Below are 26,592 nucleotides of genomic sequence, written 5' to 3'. Positions count from 1 at the left end.
CATAAAGGACAGGCATTAGAAGAAGATGGCAGTATTTTTCGACCAGGGAGTAGTTAGTCAGGTCCAGCAGGCCAACGATATCGTTGACGTAATAAGCGAGCACGTGAATCTTGTGAAAAAGGGCAGAGAAATGGTGGGGCTGTGCCCATTCCACGATGACCACCGGCCGAGTATGAACGTCAACGCCGTCAAGCAGATATTCAAGTGCTTTGCCTGCGGGGTCGGCGGCGACGTGTTCAAATTCGTCCAGATGCGTGAAGGCCTGACTTTTTCCGGCGCGATAGAAAGACTGGCCGAGCGCGCAGGCATAAAACTACAACCCAGGGCGCAAGAGGCAAGATACAAGACACAAGACTTAGAGATTGACCCCAACATGTTAGCGAGGGTCAACGAGTGGGCTGCCAAATACTTCGAGGAAAATCTCCGCGATGAGAAGAAAGGCAAATTCGCGAGGGATTATCTTGCTCAAAGACAAATCACGCCTGACAGTATTAAAAAATGGCGGATTGGCGTAGCTGTCAATTCGCAGGACGATTTGCTTAAAGCCGCGACCGCAAGAAATATCCCTGTAAAGCTATTGGAGCAGGCGGGGCTTGTTGTTAAGCAGGGGGGCGGTCTCAGTGACAAGTTTGTCAATCGGTTAATGTTTACTATCACCGATGTGACGGGAAGGGTAATAGGCTTCGGAGGACGGATTTTCGAGGGAGAGGGCGCCAAGTATGTAAATTCGCCGACAACAGTCTTGTTCGACAAAAGCAATACGCTATACGGTCTCGAACAGGCACGGCACAAGATTGTCTCTACGGGGACAGCCGTTGTCGTCGAAGGTTACACCGACGTTATAATGGCGCACAGTAAAGGGTGCGACAACGTGGTTGCGGCTTTGGGCACCAGTTTTACGCCTGGGCAGGGGCGGATTCTGCGGCGATACGCGAAGAAAGCAGTTTTGATTTTCGACAGCGACACCGCGGGTATGGAAGCGGCGAACAGGGCGCTGGAGATTTGTCTGGCGCAGCATATAGATATCGCGATGGCTTCGGTGCCGGAGGGGAAGGACCCGTGCGATTTTCTTTCGACAGCCGGCAAAGAACGGTTCGAGAAATTGATAGACGAAGCAGTCGATGTTTTCCAGTTCAAATGGAACAGGTTAGCGGAAAGCTTCGACAGGGACGAGACCCTTGCCGGAAGAAAGTCGGCCGTCGAAGAGTTTTTACAGACGGTAGCGACGAGCTTATGTTCGGGCAATCTGACGGCGATAGAGCGCGGGCTGATAGTTAACCGGCTTTCGAAGATTACCGGCGCCAGCACCAAAGAGATAAACGACGAGCTGCACAAAAGAGTCGGCAGGGCGGCGAGGACCGCAAGCTACAACGTGGAAAACAAGAAGGTGCGAAGCGTGGATTTGGGCGATGGGTTATTTGCCATGGCGCAGCGGGAAATTCTCGAAGTGCTGCTGAATGAGCCGAAGCTGTTTGAGATTGTAAAACAAAAGATTACGGCCGAGGACTTCGATGTGCCGATGCTGAGGCGAACGGCGTCACTATTATTCGAAACACTAATCGCCAATTCTGAAACCAGCCTGGCGGAAATAATAGCCAGGACAGAATCGCCGGAAGCCAGCAGTCTCATAGTGGAGTTGGCACAATCAGGAGAGGCGAAAGGCAATTTCGAATCGCGCCTGGCCGGTGCGCTCGATGTGATAGGTCGGCACCTGGCACAGAAGAGAAAAAGCGAGATTAAAACAGTAGACGGACGAGAATATCTGCGAAGCGTTCATGAGAATACGGGTAAGCAAAACCTTCGCAGTACGGGAATGGTATAGTAGATAGAAGCTTTAATTTTATAGATTTTGTGTGAGGATATTAATTGTGGCAAGAAAAAGGATAAAAGCAAGCAAGCCGGACGCCCTTGAGGGAGACAAATTAACAGCGAGTTCAAAAATCAGAGATGCCGAACTGCAAATAAAAGCGATTACCGAAAAAGGCAAGCGAAAAGGATACCTTACTTACGAGGAAATGAACGAAGACTTGCCCGAGGACATGGTTAGTCCTGACCGTCTGGACACCTTATTGGCGGCGCTGGATGAAATGGGAATCAACATCATTGACGAAGCGGATGTGGAAAAGCACACAGGGGAGGAATTTGGAGCGCCGGAAAGCGAACATGAGGCTGTTAAAGAAGACCAGCTCAAAGCGGACGAGCTGCTGGAAAAACAGCTGGTCAGCGCGGAAGTCAGCAGGCGTATTGATGACCCCATAAGAACGTATCTGACCCAGATGGGCGAGATACCGCTGCTGACGCGGGAAAGCGAGATTTCGCTGGCGCGCAAGATAGAGCTGGCGCGCATGAGCTTTAGAAGAAAAATGCTGGAGTGCGATTATTGCGCCAGAGGCGCGGTGGATATACTCGAGCAGGTCTATGAGGGCATATTGAGCTTTGACAGAACAATGAAGATAAGTACCGCCGAGAACCTCGTCAGGCCTATAATAAGGAAACGGCTGCCCGGGAACGTTCAAACGGTAAATAAACTGCTGATAGTTAATCAAAGTTTGTTTAAGAGACACCTGCAGCACCAGTCCGACAACGGCAGCAGGAGCTTCGACAGGTCGGAGTTGAAACAGATATACAGAAACAGGCGCAAAATCGCAACGCTGCTGGAAGAGCTGAGTCTGCGAACGAGCAGAATTCAGCCGATGAAAAATAAGCTGCATGGCATCTGCCAAAAGATGCATCAATTAGAACGGGTTATCGCCAAAGGGCCCACCGGAGATATAACGGCTGAAGATATTAAAGCGGTGAATGAAGAGCTGGCCGGCCTGCAGGAATTGGCGATGGATACTCCGAATCAGCTCGATAAAAGACTGCGATCTATCGATAGAGTCTTCGAACAGTACGAACACGCCAAACGAACGCTTTCAAGCGCGAACCTGCGGCTGGTGGTTTCAATTGCCAAGAAGTATCGAAACCGCGGCTTGAGTTTTCTGGATATAATCCAGGAAGGCAATACCGGACTGATGAGGGCGGTTGATAAATACGAATACCGCAGGGGCTACAAATTCAGCACGTATGCCACGTGGTGGATTCGCCAGGCAATCACCCGTGCGATTGCCGACCATGCACGAACGATTCGCATCCCGGTGCATATGATAGAGACGATGAGCCGGCTGCGTACCGCCAACAAAACTCTGGTTCAGAAATTCGGCAGAGAGCCGACGATTGAAGAGCTTGCCCGTGAAGCCGAGATGAGCATAGATGAGACCAACAGGGTTGTGAAGATATCCAAACACCCAATCAGTCTTGACAGGCCTATAGGCGAAAGCGAAGACAGCTACTTCGGCGATTTTATAGAAGATGACGAGATTGATTCGCCGGTGGCCTCGGCTACGCAGGAGATGCTCAAAGACAGAATCGATATGATTCTGAAAACGCTTTCATATCGCGAACGCGAGATTATCAAGCTGCGATACGGAATCGGCGACGGTTACACCTATACTCTCGAGGAAGTGGGCAGAATTTTCAAGGTAACGCGCGAGCGGGTCAGGCAGGTTGAGGCGAAAGCCATAAGAAAACTGCAGCATCCTGTAAGGAGCCGCAGGCTCGAAGGTTTCCTCGACCACAAAGCAATAACATAAATAGCCTATAAGTCATTTGGTATGGTGGTTGAAAAAACCTGTTATTTTTATTGCGATAACGGTTCGTAGAATTCTTTTGGCTTTCGCCCCAGCGTATTGGTTAATGTGCCGAGCTTTTCGATTGTGCATTCGATTTTATCGTCTGATTTGAGAAAATTTCCGGTAGCCATTGCTACGCCGGCCGGTGTGCCGGTAGCTATAACGTCCCCAGGCACGAGAGTCATCAGATGACTTAGAAATGATACTATTTCATAAACGTTAAAAATCATTCCGGATGTATTTGCGTTCTGGCGGATTTCGCCGTTGACCTTGAGCGTCATTTGCAGGTTTTGAACATTTTCGACCTCGTCTGCGGTAAGCAAGAAAGGCCCCATCGGCAGAAAGCCGTCAGCCCATTTGCCGTTTAGCCAGTCATAAAATTCGTCCCAAGGCCGCTTTTTTCTGCCCTTTGCAAAAGTTACACTGCGGGCCGATACGTCGTTTACGATTGTGTAGCCGGCGATACATTCTTTTGCTTTCTGCGGATTTATACATTTCGCTTCTTTTCCGATGACCACGGCAAGCTCGATTTCATAATCTATTTGCTCGCTGTAAGCCGGCCAGGGGATTTCTTCGTTGTGGCCGATTACTACTGTCGGCGGCATAAGGAAGGGCCTGGTCGTAGCGTGTGGCGAATCCGATAGGCCGAGCGTAAGGCCGACCTCGGTGATGTGCTCGCTGTAGTTTCCAGCAAGCGCGAGGAGTTTGGACGGGTCAGGTATAGGCGCTAAAAGTTTTACTGCAGATGGGTCAATAAATTTTGTGCATTTGTCGATGATGGGCGGGATTTTTTTGATAGTTTCGTGGCCGCCGGCGATTATGCGTTTTACGCTTTGAAAATCGCCGGTTAAATCTACGATGCCTTCGTCAGTTATTGCCCCGGCGCAAACGGTTGAGTTTTTCTTAAATGTGATTAGTTTCATTTACCTGCCTTTTATGTTATCGTAATAAGGTAATGGTAGCAAAAATAACTTGAAATTGCAGCAGGAAAGTTTTTTAATGGTAACTGATGATTGGTAAGAGGTCTTTTGGGGATTTTGAAAATGACTTTAAAAGATTTCTGGTCAAAAACACGTAGCTGGTTAGAGACCCACAAGGCGGACTATCAGCCGGAGGTAGATGACCAAGGATTAATCAACCGGGACGCCGCATCGACAGGACCTGCTGCCGGAGAGAAACCCGCTGAAAGCAATCAGGTTTTGGTCAAAACGGTTCCCCAGGCGGATAAAACGCAATCACTTGAAAAACTACAAGCCGGTTTCGACAAACTCGTTGAGCAGCTGGAAGGTATCAATAATCATCTGAACCGCCAGGCCGCTCATAACGAAGAATTGATGAAGCATCTTGAACGATTGCCCAAACTGCTGGAGAGCTTTCCGGCCGTTGTGGAAAACCAAAAGCAACTGACAGAACAGCTGCTCGAGCAGTTAAAGACGACCACCATGATGGAGCAGGGGTTTGTTAGGACGGTAGAAAAAATTCCGACCGAAACCGCCAAGCAAACCGATGCCCTGATCGAGATTGACCATCAGCTCGCCGCTGCAGCCGATGTCGATGTGCAAATGGCCGAGAGTCTTAACAAGTTTAACGGGACGCTGGACAAGCTAAACCAGAGCACTGTCGGGCAGACCGAAGGCATTATGCAGATGAGCAGAACATTTGCCGCCAGCGACAGGTATCTCAAATATATCATTTCCAATCAGCGCAGAAGCTTTATCTGGGTCTTTACGATAGCGGTGGGGGTGTGCGCGGCGGCTATTTTGATACTGGCCGGTATTATTATTTATCTAAGGCGTTAAAAATTTTCATTTTTTGCTTGAAGACTATAAGACAGACTGGTAAAAGTCTAAAAATTGCTCTTTGAAAAGGAAATATCCTGACTGCAGGTTCTGAAGCTTTGTGCTTCGGGATAATCAAATGGGAACGCGGTTAAAGTCCGCGGCGGTCGCGCCGCTGTAAGCGTTTGTTCCCCCCATTTTTGCTTTCGCAAGAAAGCTTGGGGGGAAATCTGATAGGCATTATGCCACTATCCGCAATGTATGGATGGGAAGGAGCCTTTCGGTAGAACGCAAGTCAGAAAACCTGCCTGTGGTTAGTTACGCATTTTCGGTGTTCTCGCGATTTGGAGCACGGTGCATCTGTTTTTAATTTCAGATTTTATTGTTTGATTTCAGAACCGCCGTTTCCCTCGTGGGAACGGCGGTTTTTTTGTTGGCGCCCTCGCGGTTAGGGGTCGGACAGAAATGAAAGGAGAAAAAACAAAAAGCAAGAGCAGGATGGTTTTGAAAAGAAATTTACAACTTTTTTGAATTGAAGAAGGAGAAAAACTATGGCTTCGAGGAAAATAATAAGTTTGATTTTTGTGTTTGCAGCCGCAACAGGTGTGCAGGCCGGACCACAAGACTGGCCCGCCTATGCGCATACGATGAGTCGGCAGTCGATTGCGGTCGATGGCCCCAATACGATTGATAGCAATACCCTCAAATGGGACGCCTATATTGACCCTCAGGATCCGAATTATTATGTGGCTTTTGAAGATACTGCCCAGCCGATAATCTATAACGGCAAAGTTTATGCATACGCCGGAGTTGGCGAGTGGGATGAAGAGTTAGGAGTTAGGATAAAAACCCATAGTCAGATAATTGCTTATGATGCAAATTCAGGACAGGTTCTGTGGTGGACGGTGATTGATAAGGGGGAATTATCTTCTTGGTCGACACCCTGCATCGATGAAAAGCATAATACGGTGCTGATTGGCTCAGGAAATAAAGTATTTGCGCTCGACGCTCAGTCCGGCGTACAAAAATGGTCAACACCGTTGGATCAAAACGTTGTGAATGCATCTGTTTGCGTGGCGACCGATATTCCACACGCACGGGCATTTATCACAGATTACGCCCCTTTCGATGAAACAGGGAAACTTTATTGTATTAACTTAGATGAGAGTGGGCCTGGTAATCCCTACCAGCCGGGACAGATTGTCTGGTCTCAAGCATTAGGTTATACCTGTGGTAATACACCTGCATATAGGAATGGCGTTATTTATGTTGCAACCTTAGGTGAGAACTATCAAGGAACTATACGCGCTTATGATGCTACGCTTTCTTATCCTATGCAATTGTGGGGGTTCATAAATCCTGATTACGAGGGTTTTTGTGGCGGAGTAGTTGTTACGAAAGGAGGTTTCTTATACGCGGTGACTTACAATTTTTATCCGGAGGTGTCGGAGGATAATTCAACATTGTTTAAAATTAATTGTACTAACGGCAGTGTTATCTGGACTACAAAAATACAAGCAACGGACTGTGTACCTATTGTAGTGGGTGATAAAATATATATCTCTGGTGGGTATGGGTATCCAAAGATAGAAGCATATTATGACTATGGTGATACTGCAACTAAACTATGGGAAACAGATTCTGATTTATCCGTCGGCGGATGGGATAATCAACCTGTTTATGCAGACGGAAAACTATATATTGCAGGGACATCGTGGGAATATCTTCATCCAATGTATGACGAATTTTACATTCTAAATGTTACGTTAACACCAAATGACCCAAATTTCGTGGCTGCTTATTACAATTACTGGTGGTGCGGGGACAGTCGGGCAGTAACTTACGACAGTGTTTACGCAATAGGTTACGACGGCCTTTTCAAGTTTCATCAGCCGGCACTTTTAGGAGACATCAGTGACGATAATGTTGTGGACATGAGCGATTTGGTTGAATTTGTGGACGATTGGCTTTACAACGGCCCCGTTGGCGGGAGCCGGGCCGATTTAGACCTTGACGGCGACGTCGATTTTACGGATTTCTCGCTGCTGGCCAACGAATGGAGGAAAGAACTATCCGGCGAATAAAAGCATTTACGCTTGTTGAAGTTATTGTGGTCATGAGCATCATCGTGCTGCTGATGGCTGTTTTGCTTCCATCGCTTAGTCGAGCAAGAGGGCGGGCAAATGCGGTTGTTTGCACGAACAATTTAAGAAATCTTGGCATTGCTTTCGTGTGTTATGCCAACGATTACGATGATTATGCTATGCCAGCGAGGGTGCGACAAGCAAATACATATACATACTGGTGGGGCAGGGTGGAACCGGACGGGATTGACCACAAGGCAGGATTTGTCTGGCCGTATCTCCAAAGCGAGCTAAAGAAAAATAGCGTCTATGAGTGTCCCGCACAGCGATACGGCAGCTACGGACTCCAGGGTAAACCTCCAGGCGAACCGGATGACCCAAAGTGGATTACGAGCACTTATGGGTATAACGGATACTACCTGTGCCCACCTTTGAGCGGCTGGGACGAAGATATAAATATACGAAACCGACCATGGCAGAAAATTACAACGGTTATTAGTCCTAAAGATGTATTTGCCTTTGCAGACACTCTGATAGATATGTCGGGTTCGGGACAAACTTTTAACACTTTTCTTTTAGACCCGCCTTATAAGTATGTACCCCAAAACTACGGCAATTCGTGGCCAAAAAATCCTTGGCCGACGACCTGCTTCAGACATTACAACAAAACCAATGTTGTATTCGTTGATGGACACTGCGGGTCGATGGATTTGGAGGGGGCGGAATATGCCTCTCCGAAAGCGAAAATTGGTTCGGTCGGTAAAAATAATGCGCCGCATTATGTTCCCGATTACCGGCAGTGGCCGCAAGGACCGCGGAAAAGACGGAGGCGTTAAAAATACTCAGGCAAGGGAAAGAAAAAGGGGATTTTATGAACTGCATCTCATCGTGGAGCGGTGGCAAGGACAGCTGTTTGGCCTGCTATAAAGCAATGCTTGGAGGATACAGCATCTCCAGCCTCGTAAATTTCGTTTCCAGTGAATACAAAAGAGTAAGTTTTCACGGAACAGAAGCCGAATTAATTCAATTACAAGCTGAGGCAATCGGCATACCGCTGCTGCAAAAAGAAACGACGAAAGATGGGTATGAACAGGAATTTAAAGAGGCAATACGGAGTTTGAGCGGCAATGGTATAAAGGGAATGGTTTTTGGTGATATCTTTTTAGAGGGAAACAGAAGCTGGGTGAAGAGGGTTTGCAGTGAGCTGGGAATTGAGGCGCTTGAGCCGCTTTGGGGTAAGAGCTCTGAAGAGATTTTATCTGATTTTATCGATTCCGGTTTTGAAGCAGTTATAGTCAGCGCCCAATCGAGGTTCATCGGCCGGGAGTGGGTAGGGCGTCAGCCAGATAAAGATTTTATGGGATACCTTAAAGATAAAAACATCGATGTTTGCGGAGAAAACGGCGAATATCACACGTTGGTTATCGACGGCCCCATTTTTGACAAGAGGATAGAAATAACCGAGGGCAGGACAATCGGCAGGGATGGCTACTGGTTTTTGGATACTCGTAAGTATTGCCTTACTGGCTGACTTTCCGGCAACATCTGACTTTTCTCAACACGGAAACTTATCCTGACTTGCTGCGATTGATAAACCTTGTATAATCGTCGTCGTGGATAAGGGAAAAGCGAAACAGGCGGCGATTTTTGGGCTGCAGGGGTTGAATCATTTACTTTGGCCTGCGGTTTGTGTCAACTGCAAGCAGAGCATCTGTGAAACCGACAACGCTCTGTGTAAAGATTGCTGGGATGAGCTTCTGTTCTGCACGGCAGGCGATTACTGCCGGCGCTGCGGGCGGGATGCGGGCAGATTCGCTGTAGTTGACGGTGTTTGCCCTAATTGCCAGGGTGAGCAAATTCATTTCGATGGAATAGCCAGAAGCGGAGTCTACGGAGGCCCCTTACAGCAAATGATACTTTCCTTTAAGAATGGTCGGACGGAATTAGATTTGACCCTGGGCTTTTTAGTCGATTGTGCTTTGCAGGGAAGCAGCTTTACTGACGATATAGACTTTTTCGTTCCTGTTCCGCTGCACTGGACGAGACGGCTTCGGCGGGGGTTTAACCAATCTTTAATTTTAGCTAAGAACTTAGAGCGCTCTTCAGCTAAAATCAGCACAGAGCTTGTTCGGATTCGGCGGACAAAATATCAGCCGATAATGACAAGTCACGCTGCGCGTGCCAGAAATGTTGCCGGAGCTTTTGCAGTGCGCAGGGGACATAAATTTGAAGGCGCAAAAATTTGTCTTGTCGATGATATTAAAACAACCGGTGCAACATTAAGCGAATGTGCTAAGACATTGAAGTGTGCAGGGGCGTCGAAAGTGTTCGCATTGGTTCTGGCCGTCGCAGGGCAGAGCGTTTAGCGGTTGTAACAGGCCTGCTACAGTTTTTCGTATTTTATGATGGCGCGGTATAGACCGTCGATGCGTTTGCCGTCGATAATCATAGGCGGGTATTTTTCATTTCTCGGCTGGAGCCGCACATTGTCGTTCGGCTCGAAGAAAACACGCTTGAATGTCGTCTCGTGCGGCATCGCGAAACGAATGAAACAATCATCGCCGCTGTGCACCTCCGCAGCCGGAGAAAAAACAACGATGTCTCCTTCGCTGAACTTCGGCTCCATCGAATCGCCGATGACCCTCACCGCAAAAGCGTTGGTGTCGTGCAAATCCGGACAGCGGACATAATCATCGGCCACGCCCGCGGGATAATCCAAATCGTTGAACTCGGCGGGATAGCCGGCGGTAACTTTGTTTATCACCGGAATCAGTCGCCCGGCCGCCAGAGACGCCTTTTCGTTTTCCGCAAGAAATGTATCAACCTGGACCTGGTCGGTTTTTTTATGAACGATGTTTTTGATAAACTGCCGCAACTTCTGATTTTCCGCCTCGGCGGATTCATATCCCTGGCGAATATCAGGCGGCAAAGATTCCATATGAGCTATGTGCAGCAGCAGGCCCGGCTCAAACTCCAGGGTCTTTTCAAGTTTTGTCAGCAGCTCATCGCTGGGCGGATTATTTACCTTTCCAGTTTCGATAGTGGATAGATATGGTTTGGAAAACCCAACGCCTGCGCTGACATCATCCAGCGTAAGATGCAGTTGCTCCCGTTTTTTTCTTATTATCTGGCCTAATGACATAATGCCGATTATAGCGGCAATTTTACTAAATGCAAGAAAAAATTAGATAAATATTTAACAAAACACACTTTTTAGCTGCTAATCAAGCTCTACAAGCTCATAATTAGTGCTTCCGAGGCCGATGCGTTCAGCGTGCTCAATCTGGTGATGCGGGTTAAGTTTGGTGTAACCCGTTAATTGCGACAGTTCCTTTCCGCCTTTTTCTTCAATCAAGTCCAGCGCCGCCTTATCGATTGCGACCGGGTCGGTTGATGCGAGTATGCCGATGTCATCGACTATTTTAGGCATGTCCGGCGTTTCGAAACAATCGCAGTCTTTGGTAATCGACATTAGGAAACTAAAGAACACAGCTTTATTCTGTTTTCCTTTTAGCACCCCAAGCGCATGTTCGGCTATGCTTTTTTGCAACACTTCGCCTTCCTCGTGCCAGTCGTATTCGACGCCGCCGAACTTGCACACCGCCAAGCACTCGGCACAGCCGATGCATTTGTCCTGGTCTATGTGTGCTTTGATTTCGCCGAGAGTAATCGCGTCAGCCGGGCAGTGTTTAGCGCATTCTCCGCAGCGTGTGCATTTATCGCCGATAACAAGCGATAGCGCCGCGTGCTGCTGCATCTTGCCCCTGCGGCTCGCGCAGCCCATACCCAGCGTTTTTATTGCTGCCGCGGCGCAGGTGCCGAGATGACCGGTAAAATGTGCGACCGCAAGAATTGAGTGACACCATACTATATCCGATGCGATGTAAACCTCTTTGTTGATTTCGCAGTTGACCTCCACCGCCGTATCGGAGGTTCCGACTAATCCGCCCGCCACGATAAACGGTATCCCGAGTGTTTTTAAGTTGAAGTTGTGCTTGTCGGCGACTTTATAGTGCCCGATGGCATCGTGTCTCGGGCTGGGGTATAAAACATTGGTGTCCGTCAAAAACGGCCTCGTTTTCAGCTTGACCAGCTCCTTGACTAATCCCTTAATGCAGGGCGCCTTTATATGCGTGTTGTTGCCGTCCTCGCCGACGTGCACTTTGACTGCCGTAAAATCCTTTTCCGCAAAGCATCCTGCGAATTTGCCCGCATTGAATAGTTTTACAGCCTTTTTGGAAATCTCCTGTTCGCCGTCGCTAAGTGCCGCCTTGATAAAATAGACCCTGGAAGCCATAGATAAATCACCCTTTATAATCAGAAATATTTACGTTTTTAATCTGACTGCAATATATCTTTAAAACGCCAGATGTTCAAATAGAATTTTCACGCCGAGGCCGATGAGGACCAGTCCGCCGACGGCCTCGATTTTGTTCTCGAAAAAGTGTCCGAATTTTTTGCCGATTAAAACGCCGAGATATGAGAGCGCGAAGGTTACAAGGCCGATGATTATTACGGCTATTGTTATTGAAACCTGCAGAATCGAAAGCGTTATCCCAACGACCAGGGCGTCTATGCTGGTGGCGACGGACAGGGTCAGCAAAACCATGATGTTCTCCGGATTAAAATTCTCCTCCGCCTTGGTAATTTTGAATGATTCGTAAATCATTTTGACGCCGACTGCACTCAGAAGGGCGAAAGCTATCCAATGGTCGAAATCGGCGATATATTCCTTTATGCTTATACCGGCCAGGGAGCCGATTAGAGGCATAATTGCCTGAAAGCCGCCGAAGAAGATTGCTATGCGAAAAGCGTGCTTTATCTTTAACTGCTTATAGACCGAGCCGCTGACGATAGAAACCGCGAAGGCGTCCATCGCCAGGCCGACAGCTATAATTATAATGGTAAGTAACTGCATCTGCTGTTTGACCGCTTAATTTTGGCAGTGACCCTACGGGTTACATAACTTGCATGGTTTTTTGCCGGCACTTGTTGCTTCATCTCTGCTGCTGTAATAGACAAGATTTTCCGGTTTGATTCTCTTTATCCAGGCGCAACCGGACTTGTGGAAGATATTGCTGTTTTTTGATGCAGCATATTTGTATTCGGTCGGCTCGTCTCGCTGCGAAGCTGGCGTTGATTCGGCGGCCGGCTCAGCCTGTTCTTCCGCAGCTTCACTAATATCATTTGCATTGGAGCCGGAGTATCGTTTATTAAAAGGATTGGCTGCCGTATAAGCGTGAATAAACGCTTCGACCTGCTCTGAAACTGCGCTGGTGACGGCAGCAGGCATATCTTCTTCCGATACCGCCCGCATTGTCGGCTCGGTTTTCCACAAATCGGCTTTAATGGATCGTGAAACATCTTTTGTTAAATAGACTTTTTTAGCCAGCGATGTCTCAATATGAAATATGTACTGGTTCGACTCCTCAATCTTTAGCATATTTATCTCGATCCTCAGTTCCGGGATAGCTAAAGACCTCAAAACATGCTCTCGCTGAATTGCCTCGGCTACTTTGATGCCTGCCTTGCTGATTTTGTTGTTCACCGCCGCCTCAAGATTTGCCCAGACTAAGCCATCTTTGTTCGGCTCAGCATCTGGAGGAAGGATAACAATATACAATTTCCTTACACCTGCCAGGGTCGGATTAGGTTGAGCAATCAGCATGGGCTTATTTTCCGCCGGTGGCAGTTCGCCTCGCGAAGCGGGCTCGACCTCACCGAGAGCAGGAACGCATAAAATTCCAAGAATAATGGCTAAACTTAGATAACACTTTCCGGTTTTCATGATGTCCCTCTTTCTTTTATCCATGTTCGATTGTGGATAAATTTTACGCAATGAGCGCGAAAGCATCGGTAACGTCCATACCTTTGGTGATACCGAGGGCCTCGGCCTTTGCATTTACCTTTGTAATCTTGCGATTTGGAAAGCGTTCGAGCATTCCGATGGGGTTATCCGGCGTGCTCTCCACCAATGCCGCGGCGACGCCGTAGCGCTGGCAGGCATCGACATCGATTGCGGGACAAGCTAAAAAGCCCTTGGCCCCGGTTACGAGCAAAATGTTAAAGCCCGCCCATTTGGTCTGCACACCTTCCACCAGACCGTTGGGCGTCTGATATGTTTTTGTGTGGACTTCCATTGTCACCTCCCGTTTTATACCGGCTTGCCGAGCATGGCCTCAATCCTCGAAAGCTTTTCTTCGAGCACCTCTTTGCTCTTTGCCTCGACAGTCAGCCTGAGCAGCGGCTCGGTATTGCTCGGCCGACAATTAAACCACCAGTTTTTATACTGGATAGTTACCCCGTCCAGATTGTCGATTTGGCCGTCGCTGTATCTTTTCGCAAGCTCATCCATCTTCTCCTGCTTGTCTTCGACCTTGAAATTTATCTCGCCGCTGCTGTAGTATCTTCGCAACGGCCTGATAAGTTCGCTCACCGGCATATTTGCGGCGCTGACTATGTTTAATACGTGCACGAAGGTAATCATGCCAGAATCGGCGTAGAAATTATCGCGATAATAGAAGTGGCCGGAAAGCTCTCCGCCGAATACGGCGTGCGAATCACGCAGGGCCTTCTTCATAAAAGCATGCCCTACTCGTTCTCTTCGCGGCGTGCCGCCGTGTTTGAGAATTTCTTCTACAACCACCCAGCTGCTGCGCAAATCGTAAACAATCGCCGATTTCGGATTGCTCTTCAAAAAATACGATGCCATCAGGGCCGTCAATAAATCACAGCTGATATTTTTGCCTATCTGGTCGACCATCATCAGCCTGTCGGCGTCGCCGTCGAAGCAGATTCCGAAATCGCATTTATTTTTCTTTACCACAGCTTTTAATTCCGCCAGGTTTTCTTCAATCAGCGGATTCGGCTCGTGTTTGAATTGGCCGGTGTGCTCGAAGTTAATCTCAATTATTTTTATCGGCAAATCACCGAAAATCGCGGGCACCATTTTCCCGGCCATGCCGTTCGAAGCGTCAATCGCAATCTTCAGAGGCTTTAGATTGGGCCGAAGAAACTTCAGGACGTGATTTTTATATTCGCCGGTCAAATTACGTTCCTCTACTTTGCCTGTTGCTTTACCTTTTGTATGAATCAGGGCCATTGCGATGTGCTCTATATCTTTCAGGCCCGTATCGACGCCGACCGGCCTTGCCTGCGGTCCCGATACCTTAAAGCCGTTATACTTGGCAGGGTTATGCGAGGCTGTTACCTGCACGCCTCCGCAGGTGCCGAAATGATTGACCGCAAAATACATCTGCGGCGTATCAATCATTCCTATATCAATCACGTTTGCCCCGCAGGCCCTTATTCCTTCTATAAGCGAGGCCGCCAGGGCTTTGCTGTGCGTTCTCATATCGCGCCCGACGCACAGTGATTGAGAATTGGACTGTCCTCGCTCGTAACCGCTGAGCATTGACCGCAGAAACTGTGCCGAGGCGTAGCCAATCTTCCACGCATCATCTTCATTAAACTGGTCGGGATAAACGCCTCTTATATCGTATGCCTTGAAAATTGCCGGGTCCATTTACAACATTTCCTTAAACAATTTCACTTTCGTAATACTATACACCCCCGCGATTTGAAGTGTCAACAATGAATATAGGACAGCTTTAGCCGGGGTCGAATGCTCAAACAGTGGCGCCCTGACGCTCAGGAAACCATTTTTGGGTTTTAAGGCATATTTTTACAAGCATTAACATTACAGGCACTTCAATCAGAACGCCTACGACCGTTGCCAACGCGGCCCCTGAGGATAAACCGAATAACATAGTGGCGGTGGCTATCGCTACCTCGAAATGATTGGATGCGCCTATCATTGCCGACGGTGCTGCGTCCCTGTAATTAAATTTCCACAGTTTCGCGACAATATAACCTATCCAGAATATCAAATTGGTCTGAATAAACAGCGGTATCGCAATCCATAGTATTGTCAGCGGATTGGAAAGAATAATTTCGCCCTTGAATGAAAATAGCAGCACAAGAGTAATCAGTAAAGCTATAATCGTAATCGGCGTCAAAAAATGCAGAAATTTTTCGTCGAACCATTCCTGTCCTTTGTGGGCGATTATCCATTTTCGGGAAATGTACCCAGCGACAAGAGGCAAGGCGACATATATTGCTATCGAAAGGACCAATGCCTGCCACGGCACAGGCAGTCTGCCGACGCCCAAAAGAAAACCGCCGAGAAGTCCGTAAAGAAACAGCATTGAGAGGGAATTGATGGCCACCATAATCAGCGTATGGCCGTCATTGCCCTTTGCAAGATAACCCCATACCAATACCATTGCCGTGCACGGAGCAATACCCAGCAGGATGCAGCCTGCCAGATAACTTCGCCAAAGCGGAACTTCGAGAACTTTTATGCCGCCTTGCTCTATTACTTTGCCGACGCCGTAAGTTGCGCCGACCGGCAAATCAAGACCGAAAGGCATTTTAATAATGTCAACAGCATCGGGACCAATAAATCCCCTGAACAAAACGCCTAAAAACAATAATGCTATCGCGTACATTGTAAAAGGTTTGATTGCCCAGTTGACAAATAAGGTCAGCCCGACCGGCTTGATGCTTTTGCCCGCTTTCAAAACCTCGGCAAAATCTATCTTGACCATAATCGGGTACATCATAAAAAACAGGCACACCGCTATCGGAATAGATACCACCGGCGCTCCGCCGACATATATTGCCATACCGTCTAAATATTTCGCAAAACCCGGTGCAATTTTCCCGAGAACGATTCCGCCGGCTATGCAAAGAATTACCCACAGCGTCAGATATTTTTCAAAGACATTCAGGCCTTTTGCGTTTTTCGCCGTATTTACTTTTTCAGCCATTGTTTTAATCCCTGAGCAGCAATAGAGATATTCCCATCTTTATCAAGGAGCCGTGTAAATCAGATATAAACCGCCTAAAAGAACGAGAACGCCGCAGATTTTCTTCAGAATAACGGCCCCCTTCGAACGCTCGTTCCAGTTCATATAGTGCTCCACCAGTTCCGTTGATGTCCCCGCCAGCACGATTACCGAGCAGTGTCCGATTCCATAAACTACCAGCAGCATGATTCCATAAAGCAGATTCGTGTTTGCCAGTTTGAATGTAACGCCGAGCATCGGCGCCATATAAGCAAAAGTGCATGGGCCTATGGCAATACCAAAGACTAAGCCGAGAATAAACGCAGCCAGCGCTCCTTTACGTTTCATTCCGACCTGTCCCGGCCCCGACCACGGCATCGGAATCACATCGAGCAGATGAAGTCCGACAATAAAAAAGATTGCAGCCACAAAATAATTGCCGTATTTGCCGACGTTGCCCATCATTCGCCCCGCCGCCCCCGTAATAGCTCCGATGACCCCGATGGTGATAAGTATCCCCGCTGCGAATAAAGCGGATATGACAAACGCCCGTTTCGTTGATATTTTCCCCTGTTCATCGATAAATCCTACAATAAGCGGAATACTTGCCAGATGACAGGGACTAAGCAGAATACTCAAAACGCCCCAGATAAACGAGGCGGTTATAGCTATCGCCGGCGTGCCTTCGACTGCGTGTGTTAAATTGGTAAAAAGCTGCTGTATCATTTCACTTTTGTAAGTTCAACGCCAAACTCTTTCCATTTCCCGAGAATGTCCTCTTTCGAGAAGAATCCTTCGTGCCTGAAAAGCTCTTTGCCGGAAGCGTCATAAAATATCTGGGTCGGAATAATCGATATTTCGTACTCTTTGGCTTTGTCGGGATTTTTCCAGACATCTATAAATTCCACATTGATAGTCCCCGCGTAATCTTTCTTCATCTCCTCGAGTATCGGCGCCATCATCTTGCAGGGAATACATTTATCTGCCCCCAAATCAACCAGTCGCGGCAGCTTTTTCATTTCGCTTGGCTGTTGAGCCCGAACGGTTACAGTTTGAGGATTATTTACGGTAATTTGAGAATTTTTCTTCTTCATTACGACCATTGCCGATGCAGCGAGAAGTAGGACGATAATTATTTTTGGTAAATTTTTCACCCCGCACCTTCCTTTCATTCAACTTTTTTCAGGCTGGCTGCAATTCTCTTTTTTAATTGGCTATATGCTTTTCCAAAATGTTTTAAAGATTTTTCTCGCTTCTTGGCATCTTCCAGGGAGAGGTAGCTTTCATAATATATTAATGTCCACGGCAGATATTTCCTGGTGTATTCAGCAAGACCTGCATTGTGTTCTTCTAATCTGCGATTCAAATCCTTGGTATAGCCAATATACAAACTGTTATTTTTTAGACTCTTCAAAAGATATACTTGATACATCCCACTCCAATGTTTTGGGGCGGGATAAATTAAATACTTGGAAGGTGCGGGGTTCATCTGAGTATCTCCTTCAATTCTTCGACCGAAGTTACTTTACCGACAACTTTAACTTTGCCGTCAACCGCCAGTGCAGGCGTTATCATTACTCCGAATTTCATTATGTCGTTGATTTTTGTTATTTTTTCAAGCTCATATTCCAGGCCGAGTTCTTTAGCGGCTATTTCCGCGTTCTCCGCCAGCTTCTTGCATTTCGGACAGCCCGTCCCCAGTATCTGAATCTTTTTCATAACCGCTTTCCTTAGAAAAATGTCCCGAAAATCATCCCGACAATCGTTGACATCACAATTACGAGAATCGTAAAGACAATTGTTTTAACATCGCCTATTACCCTGCGAATGACGAGTATGCTGGGTAGTGACAGCGCCGGCCCGGCCAGCAGCAGCGCAAGCACAGGCCCTTTGTGCATACCCAGCCCCATAAGCGCCTGCGTAATAGGTATCTCGGTCAGCGTTGCGAAATACCAGAACACCCCGATGACACTGGCGACAAGATTACTTCTCAAACTATTGTCACCAACCCATTGAGCAACCTGCTTTTCAGGAATCAAAACGCTGATAAAACCTACGACAAAAACGCCCCCGTAAAGCAGCGGCACAAGCATCTTTGCAAAGTCCCATGTGTTCGACATCCACAGACGTAGCTCATCTTTTGCGAACCATCCCCACGCCATAAACAGCACCGCCAGCCCGCACGCCCCAGCCAGATACCAGCGAGTGTGATAAACCGTCATTACCCAGCTTGGACGGTCAGCCGTTTTTGCGATGTCGATTTTTGGCAAATTTAATTTGTCTCCGGCTTTCAGTTCGCCGAAATCCTCCTCAAGCTGAAAACGCACGGCATCTTTTGTTTCGTTCAGCACAACGGCGTTAAAAGTCCTGCCGTCGGTTATCGTTACAGTAACTTTGCCCGGATTGAACCAGTCGGAAAAAATAAGAAACAAAATCATCGTCGCCAGAAACAAACCGTTTTTCGCTATATGACGGGATGGTTTCGTCGGCTCGGGCATTTGCATCGCCGCGTCAATCTTGGCCTTCTCGGTTTTCCGAAATATCACCGCCATCAGCACGCCGATTACGACGGCAAAGACGATTGCACCGACGGCTCGCCACAGGCCGATGTCAAAACCCAACACACGGGCGGTCAAAAATATCGCAAGAACATTTATCGCTGGCCCCGAATATAGAAACGCCGTCGCAGGCCCGAGACCTGCGCCGAGTTGATATATCCCCGCGAACATAGGCAGAACACTGCACGAGCATACCGCTAACACGCACCCCGCCACCGATGCGACGCCGTATGCTAATACCGGATTTGCTTTTGGCCCCAGGTATCGCATCACCGATTCCTGCGACAGGAATGTGATAATTCCTCCCGCGATAAATAACGCCGGCACGATACACGCAAGAGTATGGTTACGTGCGTACCACTGAAGCAGCCGGAACGCCTCGTAAATCGCCTGCTGAATTTTTGGATTGCCCAGCGGCAAAAAATACGCGACAAGAAAAACGCTCACAAGTGCAGCTAAAATTTTAATCTCTCTTTTCATAAAAGACCTTTGTAAAAAGCCGATTAAAGCTCAGACAAAAGATTTTTGCTTTCCATGGCCTGTTCCTTTAGAACGCCCAATACACAGGTGAAGAAATCGAGCAGGCAGGGGCATTTAAGTCGGTAAATGACCTTCAGTCCTTCTTTCCGGCACTCCAGCACGCCTGCCCTGACCATCACCGAAAGGTGCCGCGATACGTTCGATTGCTCTGAGCCGATATGCTCTGCTATATCGCAAACACACTGTTCTCTGTCCTTCAAAAAATCCAAAATCGCTATCCGTAGCGGATGTGCTATAGCCTTGGCGACCTCCGCCTGCTTCTCGAATAGCATCTTTTTTTGCCTGTTTAACATAAAAAAACGCCAAAAAGTAATAACTATATGACTATATACTCATATAGTAATATACAGTTCAATTAAAAAATCAAAATTTTTTTTGGTCATTGATAAAAATCAGCCGTGTGTCCTTGATGATGTACAGGCGGAGAGTTTTTCAAAATTATAGTGGATAATACAGGTATAGGGTGTTATACTGCGAACCGAAACCACGGCAAATATGTCGGGGAATTAAAGGGAAACGCTTAAAAACCGGTGAAAAATTAAGATGAAAGATACTGTTTTATTTACCGGAATAACCGGTAACCTCGGAAGCTGGCTTGCCGTGGAAATGGCCCGGCATGGAAAGCGTATTCTGGCGCTGATGCGGGACCGGGACAGCGAAGCCGCAGCCGGGCGGCTCGATTGGGTACTCGATATTGCAGAGGGCAGAGAGCTTAAAGACAATATCGAGATAATCCATGGTGATATTTGCAGGGAAGGCCTTGGACTCAAGTCGGACGCGAAAAGTCTCAAACGAATTTCCAAAATCGTTCATTGTGCCGCGTGTACCAAATTCCTCGAAGATGACGGCAAGTCCCATCAAATGATGAACGTGCAGGGCACGCTCAACGTTCTGGAATTGGCCGGCAGGCTGTCTGTACCCTTGGTTCATGTCAGCAGCGCCTATATCGCCGGCAAACGAACCGGTATAGTGAAAGAAAATGAAATTGACGTCGGACAATCCTTTAATAACGTTTACGAAAACACAAAATGCAGGTCGGAAATGCTCGTCTACAACTGGGCCCAGCTGAATTCTATACCTGTTATTGTTCTGCGGCCGAGCATCGTTATGGGTGATTCGCAGTATGGCAGGACTGTGCATTTTGCCTCGTTGTACGATTATATGCGGGTTCTCGCTATGGTTATGCCGCGACTGGGGGACAGCTTTATACGTGTCATAACAGCTCCCGGCGTAACAAAAAATATCATACCCGTGGATTACTTTGCGAAAGTTTCTTCTCATATTATTGATCGCGGCATCGCCGGCACTTTCCACATCACTAACCCGCAGCCGTTGACTATGAAAGAATTCGGCAATATATTCTCCCGTCTCTTCGGGTCAAGTAATTACAAAATGGTAAAAGCGAATAGTTTTTCGAGGCGCAAGCCGAATGGAATCGAAAAGCTCATCCAAAGGGCTACTTCAGTTTATGACCCTTATATGCTGTCGGAACCTGTTTTTGATAGAACTAATACCGACGCAATCCTCGCCGGCAGCGACATACAATTACCGTTAATGGATTTGTCGTACTTTAAGAAAATTTTCGATTACGGCCTCTCGGTTAACTGGCACAGGGCAAAGAATCAGGCAAATAAACTCGCCGACGATACGTTTCCTGCAGAGGCCGGGGTAGCTGTTTAAATCCTGCCTGTCCCGAGCGCTGTCGAGGGAGTCGAAGTTTCGAACCATCCGCTGATTAACTAATCTCCTCTTCCGCGCTTGCCGGTATCGACAAAATGGCCGCATTCTGGTAAAATTGTTTCACTGCTTACAAAATTTACAGGAACAGAAATGCGCAGGACTAAAATAATCTGTACATTGGGGCCTTCCAGCAGCAAAGCCGCTGTCTTAAAAAAACTGGTTCTGGCCGGAATGAACGTCGCAAGGCTTAATTTCTCTCACGGAACCCACAAAACCCACAGGCAAAGCATCGATATTATCAGGCGGCTGAACAAAACCCGAAAAAACAAAATAAAAATCCTCCTGGACCTCGAGGGCTATCGAATCAGAGTCGGCCTGTTCAAAGGCCCAAGAAAAATGGTCGCCCTTGCGGCGGGCAGCATAGTGACCCTCATTAACAAACCGCAAACCGACAAAAAAAATGTTATCCCCTTCGACTACGAAGGCTCTCTGTCGGATATAAAAACCGGCTGTCATATCTTCATAGACGATGGCAATATCGCTCTTAAGGTCAAAGGCCGTGACAAAACCGGATTAAAAGCAGAAGTCATTGTCCCCGGCTTCGTAAAAGAGCACAAAGGCGTTAACATCCCCGACATCAATTTGAAATTCGACGGCCTCACCGACAAAGACAAAAACGACCTCCTCTTCGGCATAGCAAACAAGGTCGATTTCATCGCCCAGTCGTTTGTCCGAAGCAAAAAAGACATTCTCAGCGTCAGAGAATTTGTTAACCGCCGCAATTTTAATTGTCCCTTGATTGCCAAGATTGAGAACCGTCAGGGAATCGAAAATATCGACCAGATAATGGAAGCATCTGACGGCATTATGATTGCCCGCGGCGATATGGGCGTCTCTTTGCCGATTTACGAAGTCCCTGTGATGCAGAAGATGATTATAAAAAAATGCCTCCGCCGCAGCGCCTTTGTTATTACCGCCACTCAAATGCTCGAGAGCATGACCGAACACATCCGCCCGACGCGTGCTGAGGTAAGCGACATCGCCAACGCAATCATAGATGGTTCCGACTATGTAATGCTCTCCGCCGAAACCGCTGCCGGCAAACATCCCGTCGAAGCCGCGAAGATGACGAGCGATATAATCAGCTTTACCGAAAAATCCCTCAAGTCTAAGAAAATCTAACCCGCCCTCGACGCACTGCCGTTCCAATGCAAAAAAATATTTTGGAAATCCTGTAAAATTTCACTTGACAGATAAACCGGGACAGGTACACTGACACGCAAGTGATTCGGAGGCAATAAATGTGCTTAATAATAAGCGACAGTACAAACACAATTCGTCCGCCGTTAATGAAAGGTCATTTCTATGTCTAAAAAAAGCCATTCCATAGCCTTAGCTTTTATTATCTTGCTGGTATCTGTAGCCGTAGCCAAAGTCCCCGTCGATGCATCGGATAGGCTTGAGCAGGCAAAGTCAAATATCGTTTCACTTGTCAATGGGGGCAATTACACCCAGGCCCAGGCGCAAATTCAGAAATTGCTCGCCGGTTTCCCCAAAAACCAGGCCCTGCCACAGGCCCTTTACGAGATAGCGGAAAGATATCGATGGTCGGATAAATCGGATAAATATGAATGTGCGAAAGGCCTCTATCAGCAAATAATACAGAACTATCCTGACAGCTCCATCGTTAGTAAGGCAAATTTAGGTATCGCGAAGGTGAAAGTCCTCTCTCTTATTGTCGCCAGGGACTTCAATATGGCCAAAGAGGCCCTCGAGGAGCTTGTCGCCAATTTCTCAAGCCACCCGGATTTGCCGGAAGAGCTTTACTGGATCGGACGAGGATTTGGGTATTGGGACGGATACGAAGAGGAAAAAAGCACATATCAGCAAATAATACAGAACTATCCTGATAGCCCATTCGCAGTTAAAGCAAAGTTAGGTGTTTCAAGGGCAGCCGTCCAGTCTCTCATCGTGTCGCAGGACTACGATGGTGCCGAAAAAGCTTTTGCTAAGCTTGTTGCTGATTTCAAGGACCATCCGGATTTGCATGATACAATTTACTGGATTGCAGACAGATATGCCCGTTCGGGTAAGTATGAAAAAGCGAATATTCTCTATCAGTGGATAATACAGAACTATCCTGATAATTCGTCTGCCGTTGACAGGGCAAAGTTAGGCCTCTCAATGGCGAACATTCAGTCTCTAATAATGTCAGGAGGATACGATAGTGCTGAAGAGGCCATTGACAGACTAATTGTGGATTTCGCCGGACATCCGGATGTGGCAAATGTGGTTCGAAATATAGGGCTGTCATATTACGCCAAAGCTCGCCTGATGAATCTTGAAGGAGATGCCAACGGAGAAAAACTATTTTATAGAAAAGCTATAGAAGTTTGGGAACGTTTAATTTTTGAATTCCCCGATTCGGAGGTTGTTCCGAATGCCTACTTTTCTTCGGCGGTTTGTTATGCCCAGGAATTGGGGGAATATCAGAAAGGAATAGATTACTTCCAAAAGATTATCAATAACTGGCCTGATTTTGAAGATGCCCAGCAGGCTCAGCTGCTTATTGTAGAATATCGTATTAAAATGGAAAACAGTAAGAATGAGAAGTAAATAGAAATAAAGGAAGGATAAAATGAAAAGAATTTCCATTATTTTAATATTTTTCTCGTTGCAGTATCTGCCGGTTGCCCTGAACGCTGCTGAAAAATCATTGCCTCCTTCGCAGTGCGGTTGTGAGCTCAAAGAAGCATTAAAAAAAGGCGACTGGCGGAAAGCGTACGAATCCGCCGAAAATCTTATAAAAACATCTCCTGCTTCGCCTGAAGCCGGAGACGCTTACCTGTGGATGGGTTTATACCACAAATCTAAGCGTGATTTCTCCAAATCCACAAAGACTTATCAAAAAGCAGCGGAACTGTTTCCCAACACCTGGGTTTCTGCAGAAGCATCTGCCCGCACAGGTTGTAATTACTACAAACTGAATGATTACAAGAAAGCCTTAAAGTATTTCCGTAAGGCTGCGTCAGAAGCAAAAACCTGGCAGCAGAGAAAATACGCCTCCACGTGGGCAAAGTGGGTGAATCTTGCTTTAGCAGGAGGTGAGCGGCAGCTTGTCTCCAACTGTGCTACAAAATCCATTAATTACTATTTGACCTCACAAGGAGTAAAATTAGACAGGCGGAAACTTGCTTCGTCTATAACTTTAAAAGATGGTCTTGTTTCTCTTTCCGAAATCCTGAAATTCCTCAAAAAAGAAGATGTGAAACTTAAAGCGGTAAAATGCCCGCTTGATAGAATAGAGAACCTTCGGTTGCCGTTCGTGGCGGTAGTAAAACCTTCGCATCTGATAGTGATAAAAGATATTGAAGAGGATATCGATGGGAAAGTAATAGTTTACGACCCTGTTCTGGGTGAGATTTCCTATTATAAAAGAGAATTGGCCGATATATGGACAGATAAGGTTTTGGCGCTCTCAACTCCTTCTGGCAGGAAGTTCGCCAAACTTGCCAAAAAGGAGTTGAGTAACATTCTTCTGGGGACCTGCGATTGTTGTCCTGAACAGCCGATAACAGAGTGTGAAGGTGAATGTTGTGATAGAGCGGAAGCAGGCCCCGGTGCTGGCGGTGGTGGCGGCGGTTGTTGTTCTTATGGTTTTGGTTTCCCGCGAGTTACTGTCGATACCTCTGCTTTGGCTCTTATAGTAAGAGACACTCCTATTGGATATATCACTGCGATAGGAGAGGATGTGAAAGTTTCCCTCACCTTCAATTCCGACCTCTCGCATACCGGATATTTTGGAAATAGCTGGCATTCTAATCTGGAGACAAAAATAACAGAGAATCTTACCACAGTAACTGTTAGAAGAGCTGGAGGACACGATGATACCTTTACTTATTCAGGCGGATATTACAACCCGCCTGTCGGGGTAAGCAGAAAATTAACCAAAAATGGGAATGATACTTTTACTTTGGAATTCACGAAGAGCCACGAAAAATATCATTATGATACACATGCGAACGGCGGGAAAATTCTTGCTATGGAAGACCCGAATGGAAATATAGTGAGCTTCCAATACGACGCAAATGATAACCTTACTTCCATAACTGACGCGGTAGGCAGAATTACTGATATACAAACCGACGCCGCAGGAAGAATCACTCTGGTAAACGACCCGTTAGCCAGAGAAGCGACGTTTACATACGATGCCAACGGCAATCTCGCCCAAGTGGTGGATATGGCGGGAAATACATTTACCTACGCTTATGACAATCACAACAATATTACTTCTATCACCGGGCCGAAGGGCACCTACACGATTGAATACGCTGGTTTGGGAGAAATATGGGTGTCGGAGATAACCGACCCTAACGATAACTTATATCAATGTAACGGAGGTGCGGGAGGTCCCATCTATGTGATAGACCCAAGGGGAAACTCTACCTATTACACTCCAGACTCGAATACTTGCGTCGACTACTGCCCCTGGCCTTATTATGGAGATACCATAAAGATAGAAGATGATTCAGGAAATAATGTTTTATATACTTACGATGATAATCGTAACAAAATACAGGTAAGAGATAAAATGGGGCGTGTAACTTACTATACTTATGACACAAAGCATAATCTCCTCTCCAAAACCGACCCGTTAAATAATAGCTGGTCATACACCTACGATACGAAAAATAACCGGATTTCAGCCACTGACCCCAGAGGCAAAGTCACATCTTATGAATATGATAGTTTTAATAATCTCCTGTCTGTTACAGAGAAAGACCCTAACCAAACTGTTCTTTCTGTCATTTCCTATACTTATGATGGCAATGGCCTGGTTGCCTCGATGACAGATGCATTGGGAAATCCTGCTTTTTACGATTATGACCCCAACGGTAATCTCATCCAAACTACCGACCCTAACGGGAATATAACTACTTACACCTACGACGTTATCGGCAGAAAATTATCGATGACCAATGAAAATGGGGCTACTTCCTATGAATATGATAATTTAAACCGCGTAACAAAAATAACCCATCCTGATTCGAACTATATTCAATACACCTACAGTTGCTGCGGCTTAAGTCAGCGTAGGGACGAGAATGGAAATACAACCGATTACGAATATGACCCGTTAAACCGGCTCACCAAAGTAACAGATGCAAATGGAAATGATACCTCCTACACTTATGATAGAGCGGGCAATCTCGTATCCTTAAAAGATGCAAAGGGGAATACCACTACCTATACCTATGATAACTTAAATCGGCTGACTAAAGTAACCTATCCTCTTGGCGAATACGAATCCTACACCTACGATGCTGAAGGCAATATGCTGACCAGAAGAGACGGAAAAGGCCGTTTCACTTATTACACCTACGACAATATTAACCGCTTAACTCAGATAAAATATGAAAATTGAGGAGCTG

General features: G+C 46.9%; 25 protein-coding genes and 1 riboswitch. Of the genes, 11 read left to right on the top strand and 14 right to left on the bottom strand.

All coding sequences use genetic code 11. The annotated features are described in order from the left end of the window. Positions 1-25 precede the first annotated feature (25 nt). Together dnaG and rpoD are read left to right on the top strand one after the other, a co-directional pair. Complete coding sequence (gene dnaG / locus PHG53_03835) at positions 26-1,822, top strand: DNA primase (GenBank protein ID MDD5380756.1); 1,797 nt, start codon at positions 26-28, stop codon at positions 1,820-1,822. Positions 1,823-1,940: 118 nt separating this feature from the next. Next, entirely contained in the window at positions 1,941-3,632 is a 1,692-nt protein-coding gene (gene rpoD, locus PHG53_03830) for an RNA polymerase sigma factor RpoD (GenBank protein MDD5380755.1), read from the top strand. A gap of 47 nt (positions 3,633-3,679) precedes the next feature. On the opposite strand, the gene PHG53_03825 is transcribed toward rpoD, so the two are convergent. Continuing rightward, entirely contained in the window at positions 3,680-4,594 is a 915-nt protein-coding gene (locus PHG53_03825; GenBank protein MDD5380754.1) for a fumarylacetoacetate hydrolase family protein, read from the bottom strand. A gap of 120 nt (positions 4,595-4,714) precedes the next feature. Between PHG53_03825 and PHG53_03820 the strand changes: the two genes are divergently transcribed. The 5 genes from PHG53_03820 to PHG53_03800 all read left to right on the top strand — a co-directional run bounded on the left by PHG53_03820 (position 4,715) and on the right by PHG53_03800 (position 9,899). Continuing rightward, a complete protein-coding gene (locus PHG53_03820; GenBank protein MDD5380753.1) occupies positions 4,715-5,470 on the top strand; it encodes a hypothetical protein in 756 nt (251 codons plus the stop codon). 68 nt (positions 5,471-5,538) lie between these two features. Then, a riboswitch (cobalamin riboswitch) is annotated at positions 5,539-5,776 on the top strand. 224 nt (positions 5,777-6,000) lie between these two features. Beyond that, entirely contained in the window at positions 6,001-7,533 is a 1,533-nt protein-coding gene (locus PHG53_03815; protein ID MDD5380752.1) for a PQQ-binding-like beta-propeller repeat protein, read from the top strand. Further along, complete coding sequence (locus tag PHG53_03810; GenBank protein MDD5380751.1) at positions 7,506-8,369, top strand: type II secretion system protein; 864 nt, start codon at positions 7,506-7,508, stop codon at positions 8,367-8,369. Before PHG53_03815 ends, PHG53_03810 begins: the two co-directional genes overlap by 28 nt. Before the next feature lie 35 nt (positions 8,370-8,404). Further along, the gene (locus tag PHG53_03805; protein MDD5380750.1) at positions 8,405-9,064 is read left to right on the top strand and encodes a diphthine--ammonia ligase; all 660 of its coding nucleotides are present in this window, start codon (positions 8,405-8,407) and stop codon (positions 9,062-9,064) included. 82 nt (positions 9,065-9,146) lie between these two features. Continuing rightward, positions 9,147-9,899 (top strand): ComF family protein, encoded by a 753-nt coding sequence (locus tag PHG53_03800; protein ID MDD5380749.1) that lies wholly within the window; start codon positions 9,147-9,149, stop codon positions 9,897-9,899. A gap of 17 nt (positions 9,900-9,916) precedes the next feature. Here PHG53_03800 and PHG53_03795 read toward each other — a convergent pair whose 3' ends face one another. From PHG53_03795 to PHG53_03735, 13 genes are all read right to left on the bottom strand, one after another. Continuing rightward, entirely contained in the window at positions 9,917-10,675 is a 759-nt protein-coding gene (locus tag PHG53_03795) for an XRE family transcriptional regulator (GenBank protein ID MDD5380748.1), read from the bottom strand. Between the two features lie 78 nt (positions 10,676-10,753). Beyond that, positions 10,754-11,830: a DUF362 domain-containing protein gene (locus tag PHG53_03790; protein MDD5380747.1), complete on the bottom strand. Its 1,077-nt coding sequence runs from the start codon at positions 11,828-11,830 to the stop codon at positions 10,754-10,756. Positions 11,831-11,890: 60 nt separating this feature from the next. Next, positions 11,891-12,451 carry a manganese efflux pump MntP family protein gene (locus tag PHG53_03785; protein ID MDD5380746.1) on the bottom strand — a complete coding sequence of 187 codons (561 nt, stop codon included), beginning with the start codon at positions 12,449-12,451 and terminating at the stop codon, positions 11,891-11,893. Between the two features lie 33 nt (positions 12,452-12,484). Then, a complete protein-coding gene (locus PHG53_03780) occupies positions 12,485-13,321 on the bottom strand; it encodes an Ada metal-binding domain-containing protein (protein MDD5380745.1) in 837 nt (278 codons plus the stop codon). 43 nt (positions 13,322-13,364) lie between these two features. After that, positions 13,365-13,673: a DUF1805 domain-containing protein gene (locus PHG53_03775; GenBank protein ID MDD5380744.1), complete on the bottom strand. Its 309-nt coding sequence runs from the start codon at positions 13,671-13,673 to the stop codon at positions 13,365-13,367. Positions 13,674-13,687: 14 nt separating this feature from the next. Next, complete coding sequence (locus PHG53_03770) at positions 13,688-15,058, bottom strand: phosphomannomutase/phosphoglucomutase (GenBank protein MDD5380743.1); 1,371 nt, start codon at positions 15,056-15,058, stop codon at positions 13,688-13,690. 103 nt (positions 15,059-15,161) lie between these two features. Then, a complete protein-coding gene (arsB, locus tag PHG53_03765) occupies positions 15,162-16,364 on the bottom strand; it encodes an ACR3 family arsenite efflux transporter (protein ID MDD5380742.1) in 1,203 nt (400 codons plus the stop codon). Positions 16,365-16,406: 42 nt separating this feature from the next. Beyond that, the gene (locus tag PHG53_03760; GenBank protein MDD5380741.1) at positions 16,407-17,108 is read right to left on the bottom strand and encodes a cytochrome c biogenesis protein CcdA; all 702 of its coding nucleotides are present in this window, start codon (positions 17,106-17,108) and stop codon (positions 16,407-16,409) included. Continuing rightward, positions 17,105-17,401: a thioredoxin family protein gene (locus tag PHG53_03755; GenBank protein MDD5380740.1), complete on the bottom strand. Its 297-nt coding sequence runs from the start codon at positions 17,399-17,401 to the stop codon at positions 17,105-17,107. The genes PHG53_03760 and PHG53_03755 overlap by 4 nt, the downstream gene beginning before the upstream one ends. Positions 17,402-17,550: 149 nt before the next feature. Beyond that, positions 17,551-17,871, bottom strand: coding sequence for a GIY-YIG nuclease family protein (locus PHG53_03750; GenBank protein MDD5380739.1), 321 nt, complete (start codon positions 17,869-17,871; stop codon positions 17,551-17,553). Then, entirely contained in the window at positions 17,868-18,101 is a 234-nt protein-coding gene (locus PHG53_03745) for a thioredoxin family protein (GenBank protein MDD5380738.1), read from the bottom strand. Before PHG53_03745 ends, PHG53_03750 begins: the two co-directional genes overlap by 4 nt. A gap of 11 nt (positions 18,102-18,112) precedes the next feature. Then, entirely contained in the window at positions 18,113-19,420 is a 1,308-nt protein-coding gene (locus PHG53_03740) for a permease (GenBank protein ID MDD5380737.1), read from the bottom strand. A 23-nt stretch (positions 19,421-19,443) separates the two neighbouring features. Further along, complete coding sequence (locus PHG53_03735; GenBank protein ID MDD5380736.1) at positions 19,444-19,773, bottom strand: metalloregulator ArsR/SmtB family transcription factor; 330 nt, start codon at positions 19,771-19,773, stop codon at positions 19,444-19,446. 250 nt (positions 19,774-20,023) lie between these two features. Here PHG53_03735 and PHG53_03730 point away from each other — a divergent pair, with 250 nt between their 5' ends. From PHG53_03730 to PHG53_03715, 4 genes are all read left to right on the top strand, one after another. After that, on the top strand, positions 20,024-21,160 hold the full coding sequence (locus PHG53_03730) for an SDR family oxidoreductase (GenBank protein MDD5380735.1): 1,137 nt from the start codon (positions 20,024-20,026) through the stop codon (positions 21,158-21,160). Positions 21,161-21,310: 150 nt separating this feature from the next. Beyond that, the gene (gene pyk, locus PHG53_03725) at positions 21,311-22,342 is read left to right on the top strand and encodes a pyruvate kinase (GenBank protein MDD5380734.1); all 1,032 of its coding nucleotides are present in this window, start codon (positions 21,311-21,313) and stop codon (positions 22,340-22,342) included. A 183-nt stretch (positions 22,343-22,525) separates the two neighbouring features. Continuing rightward, positions 22,526-23,776 carry a tetratricopeptide repeat protein gene (locus PHG53_03720; protein ID MDD5380733.1) on the top strand — a complete coding sequence of 417 codons (1,251 nt, stop codon included), beginning with the start codon at positions 22,526-22,528 and terminating at the stop codon, positions 23,774-23,776. 22 nt (positions 23,777-23,798) lie between these two features. Beyond that, entirely contained in the window at positions 23,799-26,585 is a 2,787-nt protein-coding gene (locus PHG53_03715) for a cysteine peptidase family C39 domain-containing protein (GenBank protein MDD5380732.1), read from the top strand. Positions 26,586-26,592: the final 7 nt, after the last annotated feature.

This window comes from Phycisphaerae bacterium, assembly GCA_028714855.1.
Classification (GTDB): Bacteria; Planctomycetota; Phycisphaerae; order Sedimentisphaerales; family Anaerobacaceae; genus CAIYOL01.
This window is presented reverse-complemented; position numbering and strand designations above follow the sequence as displayed.